15 protein-coding genes are annotated in these 16226 nt (G+C 76.4%); 8 read left to right on the top strand and 7 right to left on the bottom strand.

The features are described from left to right. Positions 1-93 precede the first annotated feature (93 nt). A complete protein-coding gene (locus tag BUE45_RS15065) occupies positions 94-1254 on the top strand; it encodes a DUF418 domain-containing protein (protein WP_073379955.1) in 1161 nt (386 codons plus the stop codon). Between the two features lie 79 nt (positions 1255-1333). Here the strand turns inward: BUE45_RS15065 and BUE45_RS15060 are convergent, their stop codons facing one another. The 4 genes from BUE45_RS15060 to BUE45_RS15040 form a co-directional block, all read right to left on the bottom strand. Next, on the bottom strand, positions 1334-2095 hold the full coding sequence (locus tag BUE45_RS15060; RefSeq protein WP_073379954.1) for an ABC transporter permease: 762 nt from the start codon (positions 2093-2095) through the stop codon (positions 1334-1336). Positions 2096-2107: 12 nt separating this feature from the next. Continuing rightward, entirely contained in the window at positions 2108-2911 is an 804-nt protein-coding gene (locus BUE45_RS15055) for an ABC transporter ATP-binding protein (RefSeq protein WP_073379953.1), read from the bottom strand. After that, positions 2908-3303 carry a DUF1048 domain-containing protein gene (locus BUE45_RS15050; RefSeq protein WP_073379952.1) on the bottom strand — a complete coding sequence of 132 codons (396 nt, stop codon included), beginning with the start codon at positions 3301-3303 and terminating at the stop codon, positions 2908-2910. Before BUE45_RS15050 ends, BUE45_RS15055 begins: the two co-directional genes overlap by 4 nt. Before the next feature lie 1142 nt (positions 3304-4445). Further along, a complete protein-coding gene (locus tag BUE45_RS15040; protein ID WP_073379951.1) occupies positions 4446-5129 on the bottom strand; it encodes an HAD-IA family hydrolase in 684 nt (227 codons plus the stop codon). Positions 5130-5234: 105 nt separating this feature from the next. On the opposite strand from BUE45_RS15040, the gene BUE45_RS15035 reads away from it, so the two are divergent. Next, a complete protein-coding gene (locus tag BUE45_RS15035) occupies positions 5235-6440 on the top strand; it encodes an ROK family protein (protein WP_218619547.1) in 1206 nt (401 codons plus the stop codon). Positions 6441-6610: 170 nt separating this feature from the next. Here the strand turns inward: BUE45_RS15035 and BUE45_RS15030 are convergent, their stop codons facing one another. Beyond that, positions 6611-9181 carry a sensor histidine kinase gene (locus tag BUE45_RS15030; RefSeq protein ID WP_281256350.1) on the bottom strand — a complete coding sequence of 857 codons (2571 nt, stop codon included), beginning with the start codon at positions 9179-9181 and terminating at the stop codon, positions 6611-6613. Between the two features lie 223 nt (positions 9182-9404). Here BUE45_RS15030 and BUE45_RS32545 point away from each other — a divergent pair, with 223 nt between their 5' ends. From BUE45_RS32545 to BUE45_RS15005, 6 genes are all read left to right on the top strand, one after another. Beyond that, positions 9405-9560: a hypothetical protein gene (locus BUE45_RS32545; protein ID WP_178378548.1), complete on the top strand. Its 156-nt coding sequence runs from the start codon at positions 9405-9407 to the stop codon at positions 9558-9560. Further along, positions 9557-9646, top strand: a complete 90-nt coding sequence (gene kdpF / locus BUE45_RS15025; RefSeq protein ID WP_073379948.1) for a K(+)-transporting ATPase subunit F — start codon at positions 9557-9559, stop codon at positions 9644-9646. Before BUE45_RS32545 ends, kdpF begins: the two co-directional genes overlap by 4 nt. Next, positions 9646-11337: a potassium-transporting ATPase subunit KdpA gene (gene kdpA / locus BUE45_RS15020; protein WP_073379947.1), complete on the top strand. Its 1692-nt coding sequence runs from the start codon at positions 9646-9648 to the stop codon at positions 11335-11337. Before kdpF ends, kdpA begins: the two co-directional genes overlap by 1 nt. Next, a complete protein-coding gene (gene kdpB, locus BUE45_RS15015; RefSeq protein WP_073379946.1) occupies positions 11334-13454 on the top strand; it encodes a potassium-transporting ATPase subunit KdpB in 2121 nt (706 codons plus the stop codon). Before kdpA ends, kdpB begins: the two co-directional genes overlap by 4 nt. Position 13455: 1 nt before the next feature. After that, on the top strand, positions 13456-14025 hold the full coding sequence (gene kdpC, locus BUE45_RS15010) for a potassium-transporting ATPase subunit KdpC (RefSeq protein WP_073379945.1): 570 nt from the start codon (positions 13456-13458) through the stop codon (positions 14023-14025). A 109-nt stretch (positions 14026-14134) separates the two neighbouring features. Further along, positions 14135-14869 (top strand): response regulator, encoded by a 735-nt coding sequence (locus tag BUE45_RS15005; RefSeq protein WP_073379944.1) that lies wholly within the window; start codon positions 14135-14137, stop codon positions 14867-14869. A gap of 432 nt (positions 14870-15301) precedes the next feature. On the opposite strand, the gene BUE45_RS15000 is transcribed toward BUE45_RS15005, so the two are convergent. Together BUE45_RS15000 and BUE45_RS14995 are read right to left on the bottom strand one after the other, a co-directional pair. Continuing rightward, positions 15302-15781 (bottom strand): hypothetical protein, encoded by a 480-nt coding sequence (locus BUE45_RS15000; RefSeq protein WP_073379943.1) that lies wholly within the window; start codon positions 15779-15781, stop codon positions 15302-15304. A 60-nt stretch (positions 15782-15841) separates the two neighbouring features. After that, positions 15842-16216: a hypothetical protein gene (locus BUE45_RS14995; protein WP_245833214.1), complete on the bottom strand. Its 375-nt coding sequence runs from the start codon at positions 16214-16216 to the stop codon at positions 15842-15844. Between the last annotated feature and the right edge of the window lie 10 nt (positions 16217-16226).

The following is a 16226-nucleotide window of genomic DNA, read 5'->3' as shown; positions in this document are numbered from 1 at the left end:
CGCCCGGCCGGGGCGCGTCCCCCCACGCCACCCCGACCCGCCGTCGGCGACACCACCCCCTGCCCGAACCGGACCAGAGAGGCACCTCCCCCCATGGCCACCACCCCTCCGGCCGCCTCCACGCCCCTGCCCGCCGCCGGGGACCGCTCCCCGGCCCCCGACCTGGCCCGCGGCGTCATGCTGCTCGCCATCGCGGTGGCCCACACGCCCCCGCTCCTGGCCCACTGGGGCACGGGGGCGCTCGACCGCGCGGCCCTGTTCACCGCGACGCTGCTGGCCGAGGACCAGGCCCGCCTGCTGTTCGTGCTGCTCTTCGGCTACGGCCTGGGCCAGCTCGTGCGCCGGGAGGCCCAGCGGGGGAGCGACTGGCCCGACACCCGGGCTCTACTGCGCCGCCGCGGCGCGGTGCTGCTGCTCATCGGGTTCCTGCACACCCTGCTGCTCCCGCTCGACATCGTCGCCGTGTACGGCACGGCCCTGCTCCTGGTCGCGCCGCTGGTCCGCGCCCGCACGTCCACCCTGGTGTGGACGGGGGCCCTGACCGCCGTCCCGGGAGTGCTGATGCTGTCGGTCCCCACGGTGCTGCTGGAGCGCTCGGGCGTCTCGGCCACGCTCGCGCCGATGATGGCCGAGGGCCCCCTCGCGCACGTGCTCGGCAACCTCCAGGCGGGCTGGCCGCTGGAGACGCTGCTCTCCCTGGTGACGGTGCTCCCCGCCCTGGTCCTGGGCATCGCGGCCTCCCGGCTGCGCGTCCTGGAGGAGCCGCACCGCCACCGGGACCTGCTGGTGCGGGCCGCCGTGGTCCTGGGCGCCGTCTCCCTCGCCGGGCGGCTGCCGCACACGCTGGTCGTCACCGGGCTCTGGCCCACCGAGTCCGCGCCGCTCCTGCACACCGCCTCGGCGCTGCACGTCCTGAGCGGGCACGCGGGCGGCTTCGCGGCGGCTGCGCTGGTCGGCCTGTGGGCCCTGCGGCCGGTGGACGGGCCGTTCGCCACCGCCGTCGCCGCCCTGGGCCGCCGTTCGCTGACCTTCTACCTGTTCCAGTCGGTGGTGTTCGTGGCGCTGCTCTACCCGTTCACCCTGGGCCTGGCCGACGACCTCGGCGCCGCCGCGGGGCTGTGCGTCGCCACCGCCCTGTGGGCGGTGTCCCTGGCCCTGGCGGAGTGGATGCGCCGCACCGGGCGCCGCGGCCCGGCCGAGACCCTGCTGCGCCGCCTCACCCGGAGTCCGTGGCGCGTCCCCGCCGGGAGGTGATCCGCACCCGGGGCGCGCGGGGGCCCGGAGCCTTCCGGGGGGAGGCTCCGGGCCGACGGTGCCGGGGCAGGGGGAGGGGTCAGGAGATCTTCCGGCGGTAGGTGGCCATGGCCAGCGCGTAGGCGGCCACGAGGATGCCCGTGCACCAGGCCAGGGCGGTCCACAGGTCCTCCCCGCCCGACCCGCCCGCGAGCAGGTCGCGGAGGGTGTTGACGATGGAGGTCACCGGCTGGTGCTCGGCGAACCAGCGCACCGGGCCGGGCATGGTCTCGGTGGGGACGAACGCCGAGCTCAGGAACGGCAGGAAGATCAGCGGGTAGGAGAACGCGCTCGCGCCCTCCACCGACGAGGCCGATAGCCCCGGGATGACGGCGATCCACGTCAGCGCCAGGGTGAACAGCACCAGGATCCCGGCGACGGCGAGCCAGGCGCCCGCCCCGGCGTCGGAGCGGAAGCCCATGAGCAGGGCCGCGCCCACGACCACGGCCAGCGAGACGACGTTGGCGACGAGCGAGGTCAGCACGTGCGCCCACAGCACGCCCGACCGGGCGATCGGCATGGACTGGAAGCGTTCGAAGATCCCGCCCTGCATGTCCGTGAAGAGCCGGAACGCGGTGTAGGCGATGCCCGAGGCGACGGTGATGAGCAGGATGCCGGGCAGCATGTAGTCGATGTAGGCGCCCTGACCGGTGTCGATGGCGCCGCCGAACACGTACACGAACATCAGCATCATGGCGATGGGCATGACCGCGGTCGTGATGATCGTGTCCGGGCTGCGGGTGACGTGGCGCATGGTGCGCCCGGTGAGGGCGGCGGTGTCGCTGAGGAAGTGCGTTGCCATGGTCGCGGTCCCCTACTTCTCGCTCGGTGCGGTCCGGCGGGCCGGGCGGCCGCGTTCGGAGCCGCCGGTGACCGCGAAGAAGATCTCCTCCAGGGTCGGCTGCTTCTCGACGTACTCGACCTCGGCGGGCGGGAGCAGCCGCTTGAGCTCCTCCAGCGTGCCGTCGACGATGATCCGGCCCTCGTGCAGGATCGCGATCCGGTCGGCGAGCTGCTCGGCCTCCTCCAGGTACTGCGTGGTCAGCAGCACCGTGGTGCCGTTGTCGGCCAGCCCCTTGACGGCCTCCCACACCTCGACGCGCGCCTGCGGGTCGAGCCCGGTCGTCGGCTCGTCCAGGAAGACGACCGGCGGGTTCCCGATGAGGCTCATCGCGATGTCCAGGCGGCGGCGCATGCCGCCGGAGTAGGTCGACGCCCGGCGCGCGCCCGCGCCGGTCAGCGAGAAGCGGGCGAGCAGGTCGTCGGCGACCGCGCCCGGGTCCGCCACGTGGCGCAGTCTGGCGACGAGCACGAGGTTCTCCCGGCCGCTGAGGATCTCGTCCACCGCCGCGAACTGGCCGGTGAGGCTGATGGACTCGCGCACCCGCGCGGCCCGGCCGGCGACGTCGAAGCCGTTGACGGTGGCCGTACCGGCGTCGGCCCGCAGCAGGGTGGACAGGATCCTCACGAGTGTGGTCTTGCCCGCGCCGTTGGAGCCGAGCAGCGCGAAGACGCCGCCGCGTTCCACGTCGAGGTCGATCCCGCACAGCACCCGCAGGTCCTTGTAGGACTTCTCCAGGCCGCGCAGGCGGATCGCGGGGGGATTCTTTTCGTTCATCGGGGGGATTCCCCCTCCTTTTCGCTTTCCTCGCCGGCGGCGCGCTCGACGGCCCGCCGCAGCCGGTCGCGCTCCTTGTTGATCCACATGCCGTCCGCGTAATTCGCCAGGAACTCCTCGGCGAACTCCACGGGATCCTCGCCGACGACGTCGCGGACCGGGGTCCCGTCCGCCGCCGCCCGCTCGAAGAGGTCGATGAGGTCGTCCACCATGCGCAGCAGGACGTCGGATTTCCCTATGGACCCGAAGTACATGAGGTACCGGTCCAGAGCCTCGACCGCCGTGCGGTGGCTCTCGGGGAGCAGCTTGGTGCGGGCCTTGTACTCCCTGTAGCGCTTCTTGTCCTCGAACGGTCCGGTGATCTTCTCGATCCATTCTCCGGCCACGGTCATGCGCCTTCCTCTCGGATTCCTTCGAGCCTTTCCGCGAGGAACATGCGGTTCCTCCGGAATTCTTCGGGGTGTTCCCGGACCTGTGCGTCGGGCGGGTGCACCTTGTTCGGCGACCCCTTCCCGGCGGGGGCCTTCTCCGCGTCGGCCGGGCCGCGCCGCGCGAACCCGGCGGCGGGCAGTGCGTGGGCGGTGCCCCCGGCGATGCCGGAGAAGCCCCGGTCCCGCAGTCGCGCGGTGGTCTCGCGGCCGTACGCGGGCCGCCGGGACGGTGCCCTCCAGGACTCCCCCGGGCGCCTCCGTCGCCCGCCTGTCCACGGCGCACCTCCTCCAACTACTCGCTCACGCTGAGTACCAGTGCATAGTAGCGCTGACTACCGGTACATAGCAAGACTGAATACCGAGGGCTTCGGAGGTGGGGTGGCGGCGCGCTGAGCGCGGGCTGCTGGAGCCCGCTGCGCTTGGCCGACCTCGGTGAACGCGGGCGGGGGTGTCGTCGCGGGTCTGTTCCCGTGGGGCGGCGGACCGGACGGGTGTGAAGAGCGCGGGGTTCCGAGGTGCGCGGAGACCGGGTCCGGCCCGGGGGAGGGGCGCGTGTGCGACGCCCCCGAAGCCGTGGGGTGCGGGGAGGTCGAGGCGGCGGGAGCGCGTGGCCGGTGCGGGTGGGGCATGGGCCGCGCCCGCGCCTGCTTCGCGGGGCCGGGCACGGGCGGGAAGGCCGCGGTGGCCCCGGTCCGGGGTGGTCCGGCCCCGTTGTCCCGCCCGGGACGCACCGGACGTGGTCCGGTGGCCGGGGCGGTCCGGTGCCGGTGCGCCTCGTTTCGGCTCAGGTCCCGGCGGGCGGCCGGGGCGGCGGGACGCGGGTCCGTCCGCCGGTCGGCGGAGACGGGTCGGTCCGGTGCGGGTGTGCTCCGTCCCGGTCCGGACGCGCTGAGGAAGGGCAGGCCCGGGCCAAGTCCCGGCGGGTGGCCGCGACATCGGGGTGCGGGGCCTTCCTCCCGGTGGCGTGGTCCGGGGCGGTTCGGACGCGCGGCGCCGGGACGCCGCCCGGCCGGGCCCCGCGCCTGTCGCAGTGGCGGACCCGGCGGAGGATCCCGGGCCCCGTGCTCAGCGCGGCGGTGCCGCGCGGCGGCCCCGGGGTCGGACTACCGGGCGGCGGTGCCGGGCCAGGTCAGGCGGGCGGCGCCGCCGTCCAGGACGGACACCTCCACGACGCGCAGGTCCGGGACCCGGTCCAGGTCCCGGGTCGCGGGGGAGCGGTGGGCGCCCACCACGAGCGTGCGGGCCCCCGAGGCGACGCCCGCGCGGATGCCCGCGTCCGCGTCCTCCAGCACCAGGCACCGGTCCGGGGCCGCGCCCAGGCGCGCCGCGGCGTCCCGGTAGCCGGAGGGGTCGGGCTTGCCGGCCGCCACGTCCTCGGCGCAGACCAGGACCTCGGGGGCGGGCAGGCCCGCGGCGGCCAGCCGCACCTCGGCGAGGTCGCGCGGGGCGGAGGTGACGACGGCCGTGCGCGCGCCGCGCAGCGCCTCCAGCAGGCGGCGGGCGCCGGGGATCTCCGTGATGCCCTCGACCCGGTCCGCCTCGGTCCGTTCCAGCTCCTTCGCCACCGCCTCGATGTCGTGCCCCGGCGGCAGGAACCGGGCGAGCGTGTCGCGGGTGCGCCGGCCGTGGGAGTACGCGAGCAGGTCGGCGAGCACCAGGCCGTGGCGTGCGGCGAACACCGCCCACAGGTCCTCGACGACCCGGGTCGAGTCGACGAGGGTGCCGTCCATGTCGAACAGCACCGCCTCGACCTCCAGCGTTGTGCGGGCGGGTCGGTCCGCGGTCATCGGGCCTCCTCGGGGCGGCGGTCGGGCGGGGCGGGCGGCGGGGGCCGTCGCGCGGTACTTTACTCGGAGCACGAGTATATTGCCCGGACGAAAGGACCACCAGCGGTGAACAGAGACCGGATGCCCCGCTCGGCGCGCCTGCGCTGGTCCACCGCCTCGGAGCTGCTGCGCCTGGTGCACGCCGAGCCCGGGATCGCCCGCACCGCGGCCTGTGAGCGCCTGGCCCTGTCCAGCGGCGCGGCGGCCGAGCTGGTCGAGCGGCTGCGCGGCGCCCGCCTGCTGGCCGAGCACCGCGCCGGGCGGGGCGGGCGCGGGCGGCCCACCACCTCCCTGGGCGCGCACCCGCGCGGACCGCTCACGGCCGTGGCGGACCTGGGCGCCGGGGGCTGGCGGGTCCTGCTGGGCGACCTCGGCGGCGCCGTGGCCGAGGTGGCGGCGGGCTCCTACGGCGACCGGTACCCGGCGGAGTTCCTGCCGGAGGTCGCCGCGGCCGTCGACGCCGCGGCGCGCGGCGAGCCCGGCCGGGTCCGGGCGGTCGTCGCGGCGGTCGCGGGGGCGGTGAGCGGCACCCGGCTGCTGCAGTTCTCCACCCGCGGCTGGCACGAGGCCAACCTCGGCGTCCTGGCGGGCGGCACGGCCGCCGTCCCGGGGGTTCCGCTGCTCGTGGGCAACGACGCCACGCTCGGGGGGATCGCGGAGGCGCGCGGCGGCGCGGCCCGGGGGGCCGGGGCCGCCCTGCACCTGCTGGTCGCCGTCGGGGTCGGCGGCGCGCTGCTGGTCGGCGGACGCCCGGTGACCGGCGCCCGCGGGGCCGGGGGCGAGTACGGGCACCTGCCGTTCGGGGACCCGGCCCTGGCCTGCCCCTGCGGGGCGCGGGGCTGCTGGGACCTTCTGGTCGACGGCCGCGCGCTGGCCCGCTACCGCGGCGACCCCGAGCCCGCGGACCCCCTCGCCTACGGCCGGGACGTCATCGGGGCGGTCCGGTCCGGGACGGCGCCGGCCGGCGACCGGCGTGCGGTGGAGACCGCCGCCCGGGCGCTCGGGGCGGGCGTCGCCGGGCTCGTCAACCTCCACGACCCCGACGCGGTCACCGTCGCCGGGCTCGCGCCCGGCCTGCGCGCCGCCGCACCGGAGGCGTTCGCCGCCGCCTACCGCGCCGGCCTCATGGCGTTCCACCGCGCCGACCCGCCGCCGGTGGCCGACGCCGTCCACGGCACCGACGGCCCGGTCCGGGGCGCGCTCGGCCTCGGCTTCGACGAGATCACCGGCCCCTCCGCGCTCGCCCGCTGGGCCGCCCTCCCGCACACGTGAGTGCGCCCGGGGGCTCGCCCCGCGGGGGCCGTGCCGCCCCGGGCCCCCGCGGTGCGGCCCGGTCCGTGCCGCCGCTGCGTAGCGGCACGCCGGGCAGAGCGGGCATCGACCGCGCCGCCCACGGACATCGCCCCGGCCGGCCGGGGCGACCCGCGGCTCGCGGCCCGCGCTCACTCCGCAGGCGGTGCGCCCTCCGGGCCCCGCGCGGCGGCCGTGCGCAGCACGAGCCGCATGGTCAGCCCGCCGCCCGGCGTGGACTCGGGGGCCAGGGATCCGCCCATCGCCTCGGCGAACCCCTGCGAGAGCGCCAGGCCCAGCCCCAGGCCGGTCTCGTTGTCGGTGTCCCCGAACCGCTGGAAGGGCACGAACATCCGCTCCCGGTCCTCCTCCGGGACCCCCGGGCCGTGGTCGGCGACCAGCACCTCCACCGTGTCGCCGCCCCAGGACGCCGACACCGACGGCGGCCGGCCGGCGGGGCTGAAACGCACCGCGTTGCCGACGACGTTGGCCAGCACCCGGTCCAGCAGCCCGGGGTCGGCCCGCACGTCGGGCAGCTCCCCGGGCACCTCCACCCGCACCGCCGCCCCCTCCGGGCCCAGCTGCGCCAGCGCGGCGAACACCGACTCGCGCAGAGCCAGCGGCTCCAGCCCCACGCCCAGCACCCCCGCCTGGAGGCGGCTCATGTCCAGCAGGTCGGTCACCAGCCGCGTCAGCCGGTCCAGGGACTCGTCGGCCAGCGCCAGCAGCCCCTCCCGGTCCTCCTCGCCGAAGTCGACCTCCCGGCTGCGCAGGCTGGTCACCGAGGCCTTGGCGGAGGCCAGCGGGGCGCGCAGGTCGTGGCTGACCGCCGACAGCAGCGCGGTGCGCATCCGGTCCGCCTCCGCCAGCGGCTTGACCGTGGCGGCCTCCCGGGCCAGCCGCTCCTGGCGCAGGGCCACCGCCGCCTGCGCCGCGAACGCCTCGATCACGCGCCGGTCCCCGGCCTCGGGCTCGGGCCCGCGCACCACGAGGGTGAGCCGGTCGTCCACCGGCACGTCGATGTCCGCCCCGGCCGGCGCCGGGCAGGGGTGCGCGCCCTCGCGCGCGGCGGAGGCGACCACGGCCCAGGCCCGGGGGTCGGCCCGGTGCCCGGGGCCGCCGGCCGCCTCCGAGCGCCGCTCCAGCAGGGCGACCGAGGTGAAGGAGAAGGTCTCCAGCAGCCGCTCCATCAGCGCCTCCAGGGGCCGCGAGCCGCGCAGGACGTTGCCGGCGACGGTGGCCAGCAGCTGCGCCTCCGCCCCCGCCTGCGCCGCCTCCCGGGTGCGCCGGGCCGCCTGGTCCACGACCAGGCTCACCGACACCGCCACCACCACGAACCCCGCCAGGGCGATCAGGCTCTGCGGCCGCGCCACCGTGAAGGCCAGGTAGGGCTCGGTGTACAGCAGGTCGAGCAGCAGGGTCCCGCACACCGACGCCAGCAGCGCGGGCCACAGACCGCCCACCAGGGCCACCACCGTCACCGTGGCGAAGACCAGCACGACCCCGCTGGCGAGGCTGTCCTCGTCCGAGGGCAGGCCCATCACGAACCCCACCGCCACCAGCGCCGTGAGCGCCAGCGCGCACGCCGCCAGGCGCCGCCGCCGCGACACCGGGCTCGCCGTGCGGGCCCGCACCCGCATCCCCACCTGCTCGTGCGTGACCAGGTGGACGTCGATGGGCCCGGACAGGGCCGCCGTGGTGGCGCCGATCCCGGGGGAGAACATGCGGGCGACGCGCCCCCGGCGGCTGGCGCCCAGCACGAGCTGGGTCGCGTTGACCCCGCGGGCGAACGCGATGAGGGCGCGCGGCACGTCCTCGCCCAGCACCTGGTGGTAGGTGCCGCCCAGGCTCTCCGCCAGCAGGCGCTGGCGGGCCAGCAGCGCGGGGTCGGCCCCGGTGAGGCCGTCGCTGCGCGCCACGTGCACGGCCAGCAGGTCGGCGCCCCGCCCGCGCTGGGCGATCCGGGCGGCCCGGCGGATGAGCGTCTCGCCCTCGGGGCCGCCGGTGAGGGCCACCACCACCCGCTCCCGGGCCTCCCAGGTGTCGGTGACCCCGTGCTCGTAGCGGTACTTCTCCAGCTCGGCGTCCACCCGCCCGGCCAGCCACAGCAGGGCCAGCTCGCGCAGGGCCGACAGGTTGCCGGTCCGGAAGTAGTTGCCCAGGGAGGCGTCGATCTTCTCCGGGGCGTAGACGTTGCCGTGCGCCAGCCGGCGGCGCAGCGCCTCGGGGGTCATGTCGACCAGCTCGATCTGGTCGGCGCCGCGCACCCAGGCGTCCGGGACGGTCTCGCGCTGGCGGACCCCGGTGATCTGCTCGACGACGTCGTTGAGCGACTCCAGGTGCTGGATGTTGAGGGTGGACAGCACCGTGACGCCGGCTTCCAGCAGGACCTCGATGTCCTGCCAGCGTTTGCCGCCGCCCGCGCCCGGGACGTTGGTGTGGGCGAGCTCGTCCACCAGCACCACCTGCGGGCGGCGCCGGAGCACGGCCTCCAGGTCCATCTCCTCGAAGGCCGTCCCGCGGTGGGAGACCCGGCGCCGGGGGACGGTCTCCAGGTCGTCGACCATGGCCTCGGTCATCACCCGGCCGTGGCACTCCACGAACCCGATGACCACGTCCGCGCCCCGGTCGCGGCGCCGGTGCGCCTCGTCCAGCATCCGGTAGGTCTTGCCCACCCCCGGGGCCGCGCCCAGGTACACCCGAAGCTCACCACGTGTCGCCACAGCGCCTCCTCCGGCACCCATTGTGGCCGGTCAGCGGGGTGACGCGCGGCACTTGGGTGCTAATTGTCCGCTAAATCCCCCCGTGTCGGCGCTAAGGAACCGCTACGGCCGCGCCCCGGCCCCCGCCGCCGGTCGCAGAGTCGGTCCGGCGCGCACCGCGAGCGGCGGTGCGCGCCGGCGGGGGCCGGCCGGCCCCCGCGCGACCCCGACAAGGAAAAAGGACATGGCGGACACACTGTTCCTCCTGGCGACCACGGGCTTCTTCGGCCTGTGCGCCGCCTACGTCCGCGGATGCGCGCGCATCGTCGGCGCACCCGCGGCCGACCCCGCCCCCGGCGGCGGGCACGCCCCCTCCCGCGGAGCGGAGGACCCCCGATGACCTGGGAGGAGACCACCGCGCTCGTCCTCGCGGTCCCCCTGGCGGCCTACCTGGTGGCCGCCCTGCTGTTCCCGGAGAGGTTCTGATGGCCGCCACCGCGTGGGGCCAGTTCCTGGCGCTCGTCGCCCTGCTGGCCCTCACCGCCCCGGTCCTGGGCCGCTACGCCGGCGCCGTCTACGGGGGCGGCGGGGCCCCCGGCGACCGGCTGTTCCTGCCCGCCGAGCGCCTGGTCTACCGGATCTGCGGCGTGGACCCCGGCCGCGAGCAGCACTGGACGCGCTACGCCTTCTCCTTGCTCGCCTTCGGCCTGGTGTCGTTCCTGGCCCTGTACGCGCTGCTGCGCCTCCAGGGGGTGCTGCCCCTCAACCCGCTGGGGCTGCCCGGCCTGGACCCGCACGCCGCCTTCAACGCCTCCGTCAGCTTCACGACCAACACGAACTGGCAGGCGTACGCGGGCGAGGCGGCGATGAGCCACCTCTCCCAGATGAGCGGGCTCACCGTCCAGAACTTCGTGTCGGCCGCCGCGGGCATGGCCGTGATGGCGGCGTTCGTCCGCGGCATCGCCCGCCGCGGAGCCGAAACCGTCGGCAACTTCTGGGTGGACCTCACCCGCGGCGTGGTCCGCATCCTGCTCCCGCTCTCGTTCCTGCTGGCGCTGTTCCTGGTGGGGCAGGGGGTGGTCCAGAACCTCAACGGGCACACCGTCGCCACCACCGTCGAGGGCGCCGCCCAGGCGATCCCCGGCGGACCGGCCGCGAGCCAGGTGGCCGTCAAGCAGCTGGGCACCAACGGCGGCGGGTTCTTCGACGCCAACTCCGCCCACCCCTTCGAGAACCCCACCGCGCTGAGCAACCTCGTGCAGACGTGGGCGATCCTCATCGTCCCGTTCTCCCTGGCCCTCGCCTACGGCCACCTGTGCGGCGACCGCCGCCAGGGCCGCGCGGTCTTCGCCACCATGTTCGCGGTGTGGGCGCTGGTGTCCGTCGCCGTCATGCTCCTGGAGAGCGCCGCCAACCCGCTGCTGGCCGGCACGGGCGCGGACCAGGCGGCCGGGCACCTGGAGGGCAAGGAGACCCGGCTGGGCGCCGCCGCCTCGGGCCTGTGGGCGGCGTCGACCACCGGCACCTCCAACGGATCCGTCAACGCCATGCACGACAGCCTCTCCCCGCTCGGCGGCGGGCTGTCGATGCTGCACATGATGTTCGGCGAGGTCAGCCCGGGCGGCGCGGGGGTGGGCCTCAACGGCATGCTGGTCATGGTGCTCCTGACGGTGTTCCTCGCCGGGCTCATGACCGGCCGCACCCCCGAGTACCTGGGCAAGAAGATCACCGCCGCCGAGATCAAGCCCGTGGTGCTGTACCTCCTGGCGGTGCCGGTGGTCCTGCTCGGATTCGCGGCGGCCTCCGCCGTCAACGGCGCCGCCCTGGCCTCGCTGAACAACACGGGGCCGCACGGGCTGTCGGAGATCCTCTACGCCTACGCCTCCACCGCCAACAACAACGGCTCCGCCTTCGCCGGGCTCGACGCCTCCACCCCGTGGTTCACGGTCACGACGGGCGTCGCCATGCTGGCCGGCCGCTTCCTGCTCCTCATCCCGGTCCTGGCGATCGCCGGGTCGCTGGCCCGCAAGAGGCCGGTGCCCGCGGGCGTCTCCACCCTGCCCACCCACACCCCGCTGTTCGGCGGGCTGGTCGTCGCGGTGGTCGTGGTCGTCGCCGGACTGACCTTCCTGCCCGCCCTGACCCTCGGCCCGCTGGCCGAGTACTTCGCCCTGTGAGCCGCACCGTGAACGACACCCCGAAACCCGCCACCGCCACCGTCACCGCCGCCACCGCGGCGGGGCCGGACCGCGCCCGCCCCGGCGCGCTCGGCGCCCCGCTCCTGCGCCGCGCCCTGGCCGACTCCGTGCGCAAGCTCGACCCCCGCGTCCAGTTCCGCAACCCCGTCATGTTCGTGGTGCTGCTGGGCAGCGCCCTGGCCACCGTCCTGTCCGCCGCCGCCCTGTTCGGGGGTGAGACGGACCGGGCCGCGTTCGGCGGGCTCCTCACCCTCTTCCTCTGGGCGACCCTGCTGTTCGCGAACTTCGCCGAGGCCCTGGCCGAGGGCCGCGGCAAGGCCCGGGCCGCCGCCCTGCGCGCCACCCGCAGCGCGACCGAGGCCCTGGTCCGCACCCCCGACGGGACCCTGGTGAGCGTGCCCGGCACCGAGCTGAGGGTCGGCGACGAGTGCGTGGTCTCCGCCGGAGGGGTCGTCCCCGGCGACGGCGACGTCGTCGAGGGCATCGCGACCGTCGACGAGTCCGCCATCACCGGCGAGTCCGCCCCGGTCGTCCGAGAGTCCGGCGGGGACCGCTCCGCCGTCACCGGCGGCACCACGGTGCTCTCCGACCGGATCGTCGTGCGCATCACCACCCCGCCCGGCGAGACCTTCCTGGACCGGATGATCGCCCTGGTCGAGGGCGCCGAGCGCCAGAGGACGCCCAACGAGGTCGCCCTGACCATCCTGCTGTGCGGGCTCACCGCCGTCTTCCTCGTCGCCGTGGTCACCCTCCAGCCCCTGGCCGCCTACTCCGGGGCGCGCCAGGACCCCGTCGTGCTCATCGCCCTGCTGATCTGCCTCATCCCCACCACCATCGGCGCCCTGCTCTCCGCGATCGGCATCGCCGGGATGGAACGGCTGGTGCGCCGCAACGTGATGGCCACCTCCGGGCGGGCGGTGGAGGCCGCCGGGGACGTCACCACCCTGCTCCTGGACAAGACCGGCACCATCACGTTCGGCAACCGGCGGGCCGCGGAGTTCCTGTCCCTGCCCGGCGTCCCCGACGCCGAACTCGCCGAGGCGGCCCGCCGCTCCAGCCTGGCCGACGGGACCCCGGAGGGGCGCTCGATCGTGGACCTCGCCGCGGCGGGCCGCCCGTCCGGCGACGCCTCCGGGGAGAGCGGCGTCCCGGTCCCCTTCACCGCCCGGACCCGCATGAGCGGCCTGGACGACGGCGGCCGGCGCGTGCGCAAGGGGGCCGTCGACGCCGTCGCCCGCTGGACGCGCGAGAACGGCGGCGAGGTCCCCGACCGGCTCCGCGCCCTGGCGCAGGACGTCTCCGACCGGGGCGGCACGCCGCTGGCCGTCGCCGAGGTCCCCGCCCAGGGCGCGCCCGCCCGGCTTCTGGGGGTGGTCCACCTCAAGGACACCGTCAAGCCCGGCATGCGCGAGCGCTTCGAGCAGCTGCGCACCCTGGGCATCCGCACCGTCATGGTCACCGGCGACAACCCCGGGACCGCCGCGGTGATCGCCCGCGAGGCCGGGGTGGACGACTTCCTGGCCGAGGCCGCGCCCGAGGACAAGCTCGCCCTCATCCGCCGGGAGCAGGAGGGCGGCGCCCTCGTCGCCATGACCGGGGACGGCACCAACGACGCCCCCGCCCTGGCCCGGGCCGACGTGGGCGTGGCCATGAACACCGGGACCCAGGCGGCCCGCGAGGCCGGGAACATGGTCGACCTGGACTCCGACCCGACCAAGCTCATCGAGATCGTCCACATCGGCAAGCAGCTGCTCGTCACCCGCGGCGCGCTGACCACGTTCTCCCTCGCCAACGACGTCGCCAAGTACTTCGCGATCCTGCCCGCGATGTTCGCCGCCTCCCTGCCGGGGCTGGAGCGGATGAACGTCATGGGGCTGGCCTCGGCCGAGTCGGCGATCCTGTCGGCGGTGGTGTTCAACGCCCTGGTCATCGTCGCCCTGGTGCCGCTGGCCCTGCGCGGCGTCGCGTTCCGGCCCCTGTCGGCCGCGGCCCTGCTGCGCCGCAACCTCCTCGTCTACGGGCTGGGCGGCCTGGTGGCCCCGTTCGTCGGCATCAAGCTCATCGACCTGCTCATCAGCGCCCTGGGAGTGATCTGACATGCTGCGCCAGCTCTTCGCGGCCCTGGCCATGACGGCGGTGGCCACCGTGGTCCTGGGCCTGGCCTACCCGCTGGCCGTCACCGGGATCGCGCAGGTCCTGGCCCCGGAGCGGGCGGACGGGTCCCTCGTCGAGCGCGACGGGGAGGTCGTCGGCTCGGCGCTCCTGGCCCAGGGGTTCACCGGACCTGAGTACTTCCACCCGCGCCCCTCGGCCGTGGACCACGACCCCCGCGACAGCGGGGGCTCCAACCTGGGCCCCTCCGCCCCGGCCCTGGCGGCCGACGTGGCGGCCCGCGCCGCGGCCTACCGCGGGGCCAACGGCCTGGCGCCGGACGCCCCGGTCCCGGTCGACGCGGTGACCGCCTCCGCCTCCGGGCTGGACCCGCACATCTCCCCGGAGAACGCGCGGCTCCAGGCAGACCGGGTCGCCCGGGCCCGCGGCCTGGACGCCGCCGCGGTGCGGGCCCTGGTCGGGGAGCACACGGTGCCGCGGGCGCTGGGGGTGCTGGGCGAGCCGGGGGTGAACGTCCTCGGGCTCAACCTCGCCCTGGACCGGGCCGCGGACTGACACCGGCCGGCACCCGCGGTCGCCTGCGGGCGGAGCGGCCGTGCCTTTCCTACGATCGGTGCGGTGGGGGAGACCCCGCCGCACCGGACACACGAAGAACGGACCGACCATGAGCGACGGGAACGAGGCACCTCCCACGGTGCTCGTCGTCGACGACGACCCCCGCCTGCGCAAGACCCTGGAGCTGAACCTGCGCGCCCGCGGGTACACGCCCTACCTCTCCGACAGCGGCGAGCACGCGCTCAGGCTCGTCGCCCACCACCACCCCGGCCTCGTGCTGCTCGACCTGGGCCTGCCCGGGATGAGCGGGCTGGACGTCCTGCGCGGGCTGCGCGGCTGGACGCAGGTCCCGGTCGTGGTCCTGTCCGGGCGCGACACCGAGCAGATGAAGGTGCGGGCCCTGGACCTGGGCGCGGACGACTACGTGGTCAAACCGTTCGGCATGGACGAGCTGTTCGCCCGGGTGCGCGCCGCCCTGCGCCGCACCGCGCCCGCCGCCGGGCAGGGGGCCGTGGTCGAGACCGGCCACTTCACCGTGGACCTGGCCGCGCAGCAGGTCACCCGGGGCGGGGAGCAGGTGCGGCTGACGCCCCGCCAGTGGCACATCGTGGAGGTGCTGGTGCGCAACCGGGGGCGCCTGGTGACCCAGCGCGAGCTGCTGCGGGAGGTGTGGGGGCCCGAGTACGAGCGCGAGACCAACTACCTGCGCGTGTTCATGACCAAGATCCGCCAGCGGCTGGAGCCCGACCCGCCGCGCCCGCGCTACTTCCTCACCGACCCGGGCCTGGGGTACCGGTTCCAGGAGGAGGGGCGCCCGCCCGGGGACGCGGGCGGCGCCGGCTGACGCGTGGGAGCGGCTCCGCCGGGGCGGGGAGGGCTCGCGCCGTCCCGGGCACGGGGGAGGAAGAAGGGGCGGAGGTGGGTGCGCCCGGAGGCCGGCCGTGCCCCGTGCGGTCGCGCGGTCGGCGGCGCGGACCTTGCGGGGGTCTCCGGTCGGTGCCCGGGGCCCGGAGGGGCGGGTGCGCCCGGCGGCCGGCCGGGTCCGCCGGTGGGGCCTGGCCGGGCGGGGCCCACACGGCCCGCGGCCCCGACCGCCCGCCGAACCCGCGGGCGCCCGGCCGGGGCGGCCGGCCACCGCCCCGGCCGGAGCGCGCCGCGCGCTCCGGGGAACGCTTCGCGGCGGTGCGGGTCCTCGCCCCGGACCCGCCCGGCGACGGTGCCGCGGTCAGGGGGAACGGAGCCGCCGGGCCCTTCCGGGCGCGTCCGGCCGCCCGCCTCAGCGGCGGGCGAGGGCGCGCAGCTCCGCCAGGCCCGCGGCCCGGGACTCGGGGGCGTCGGCGTCCACCCGTCCCCCCACCGGATCGTCGACCCGGCCGGCGCAGGAGCGCAGCGCCTCCAGGGCGGTCAGCCCCCCGCCGCGCAGGCGCACGTGCTCCATCGTCCACCAGCCGCGGGCGACGTTGCCCGCGACGTCGGGCGGGAGGAGGGGCTGGAAGTCGCCGGCCTCCTCGGTCTCGGAGGCCCACAGGTACCCGATGAGGCCGCCGTCCCGGTACACGGGGACGTACAGCACGGGACCGGCGGTGACCGGGGCGTAGGAGCGGCCGACCAGCTCCGGCGCCAGCGCCTCGTCGCTCCACCGGTCCAACGCGCCGCCCCCGGCGCCCGCGTGCGCCTCCGCGCCGCCGGGCGGGTCCGCCGCCGGCCCGCCGGGGTCCGCGCGGTACCCGTCCTCCTGGGAGCGTCCACCGTCCATGGGCGTCCTCACTTCCTCTCGTCTCCAGCGGTCGCAGCGGTGCCCGGGACCCCTCCCGGATCAGGGCTCGGGCAGGTCCCGCAGGCGGTCGGCGCGCTCGGGCGCGCTCTCCGGGGGGACCGCCCCCGCCCGGTCGTCCTGCGGGGCCCCGGTCCAGCGTGCCAGGGCGCCGAGGGCGTCCAGGCCCTCCGCCCGGGCCTGGATCAGGCGGCGCACCCACGCGCCCTTGGCGTTGAGCCCCGCGGCGCCGGGCACGGGCACGAACCCCGCGGCGGCCCCGTCCCGCGACGCCCACAGCCGGCCCAGCGGGCTCCCGTCCCCCCGCAGAACCGGTACGTGCAGCACCGGTCCGTCGGTTTCGGCGTCGAACCGGGGCGCGGCGCCCGTGAACTCCGGGCGGAACGCGTCCCGGTCGGCCCGTCCCTCGTCGGTCATCTCTCCTCCG

The sequence above is a fragment of the Nocardiopsis flavescens genome (assembly GCF_900141985.1).
In the GTDB taxonomy this organism is placed as follows: domain Bacteria; phylum Actinomycetota; class Actinomycetes; order Streptosporangiales; family Streptosporangiaceae; genus Nocardiopsis; species Nocardiopsis flavescens.
This window is presented reverse-complemented; position numbering and strand designations above follow the sequence as displayed.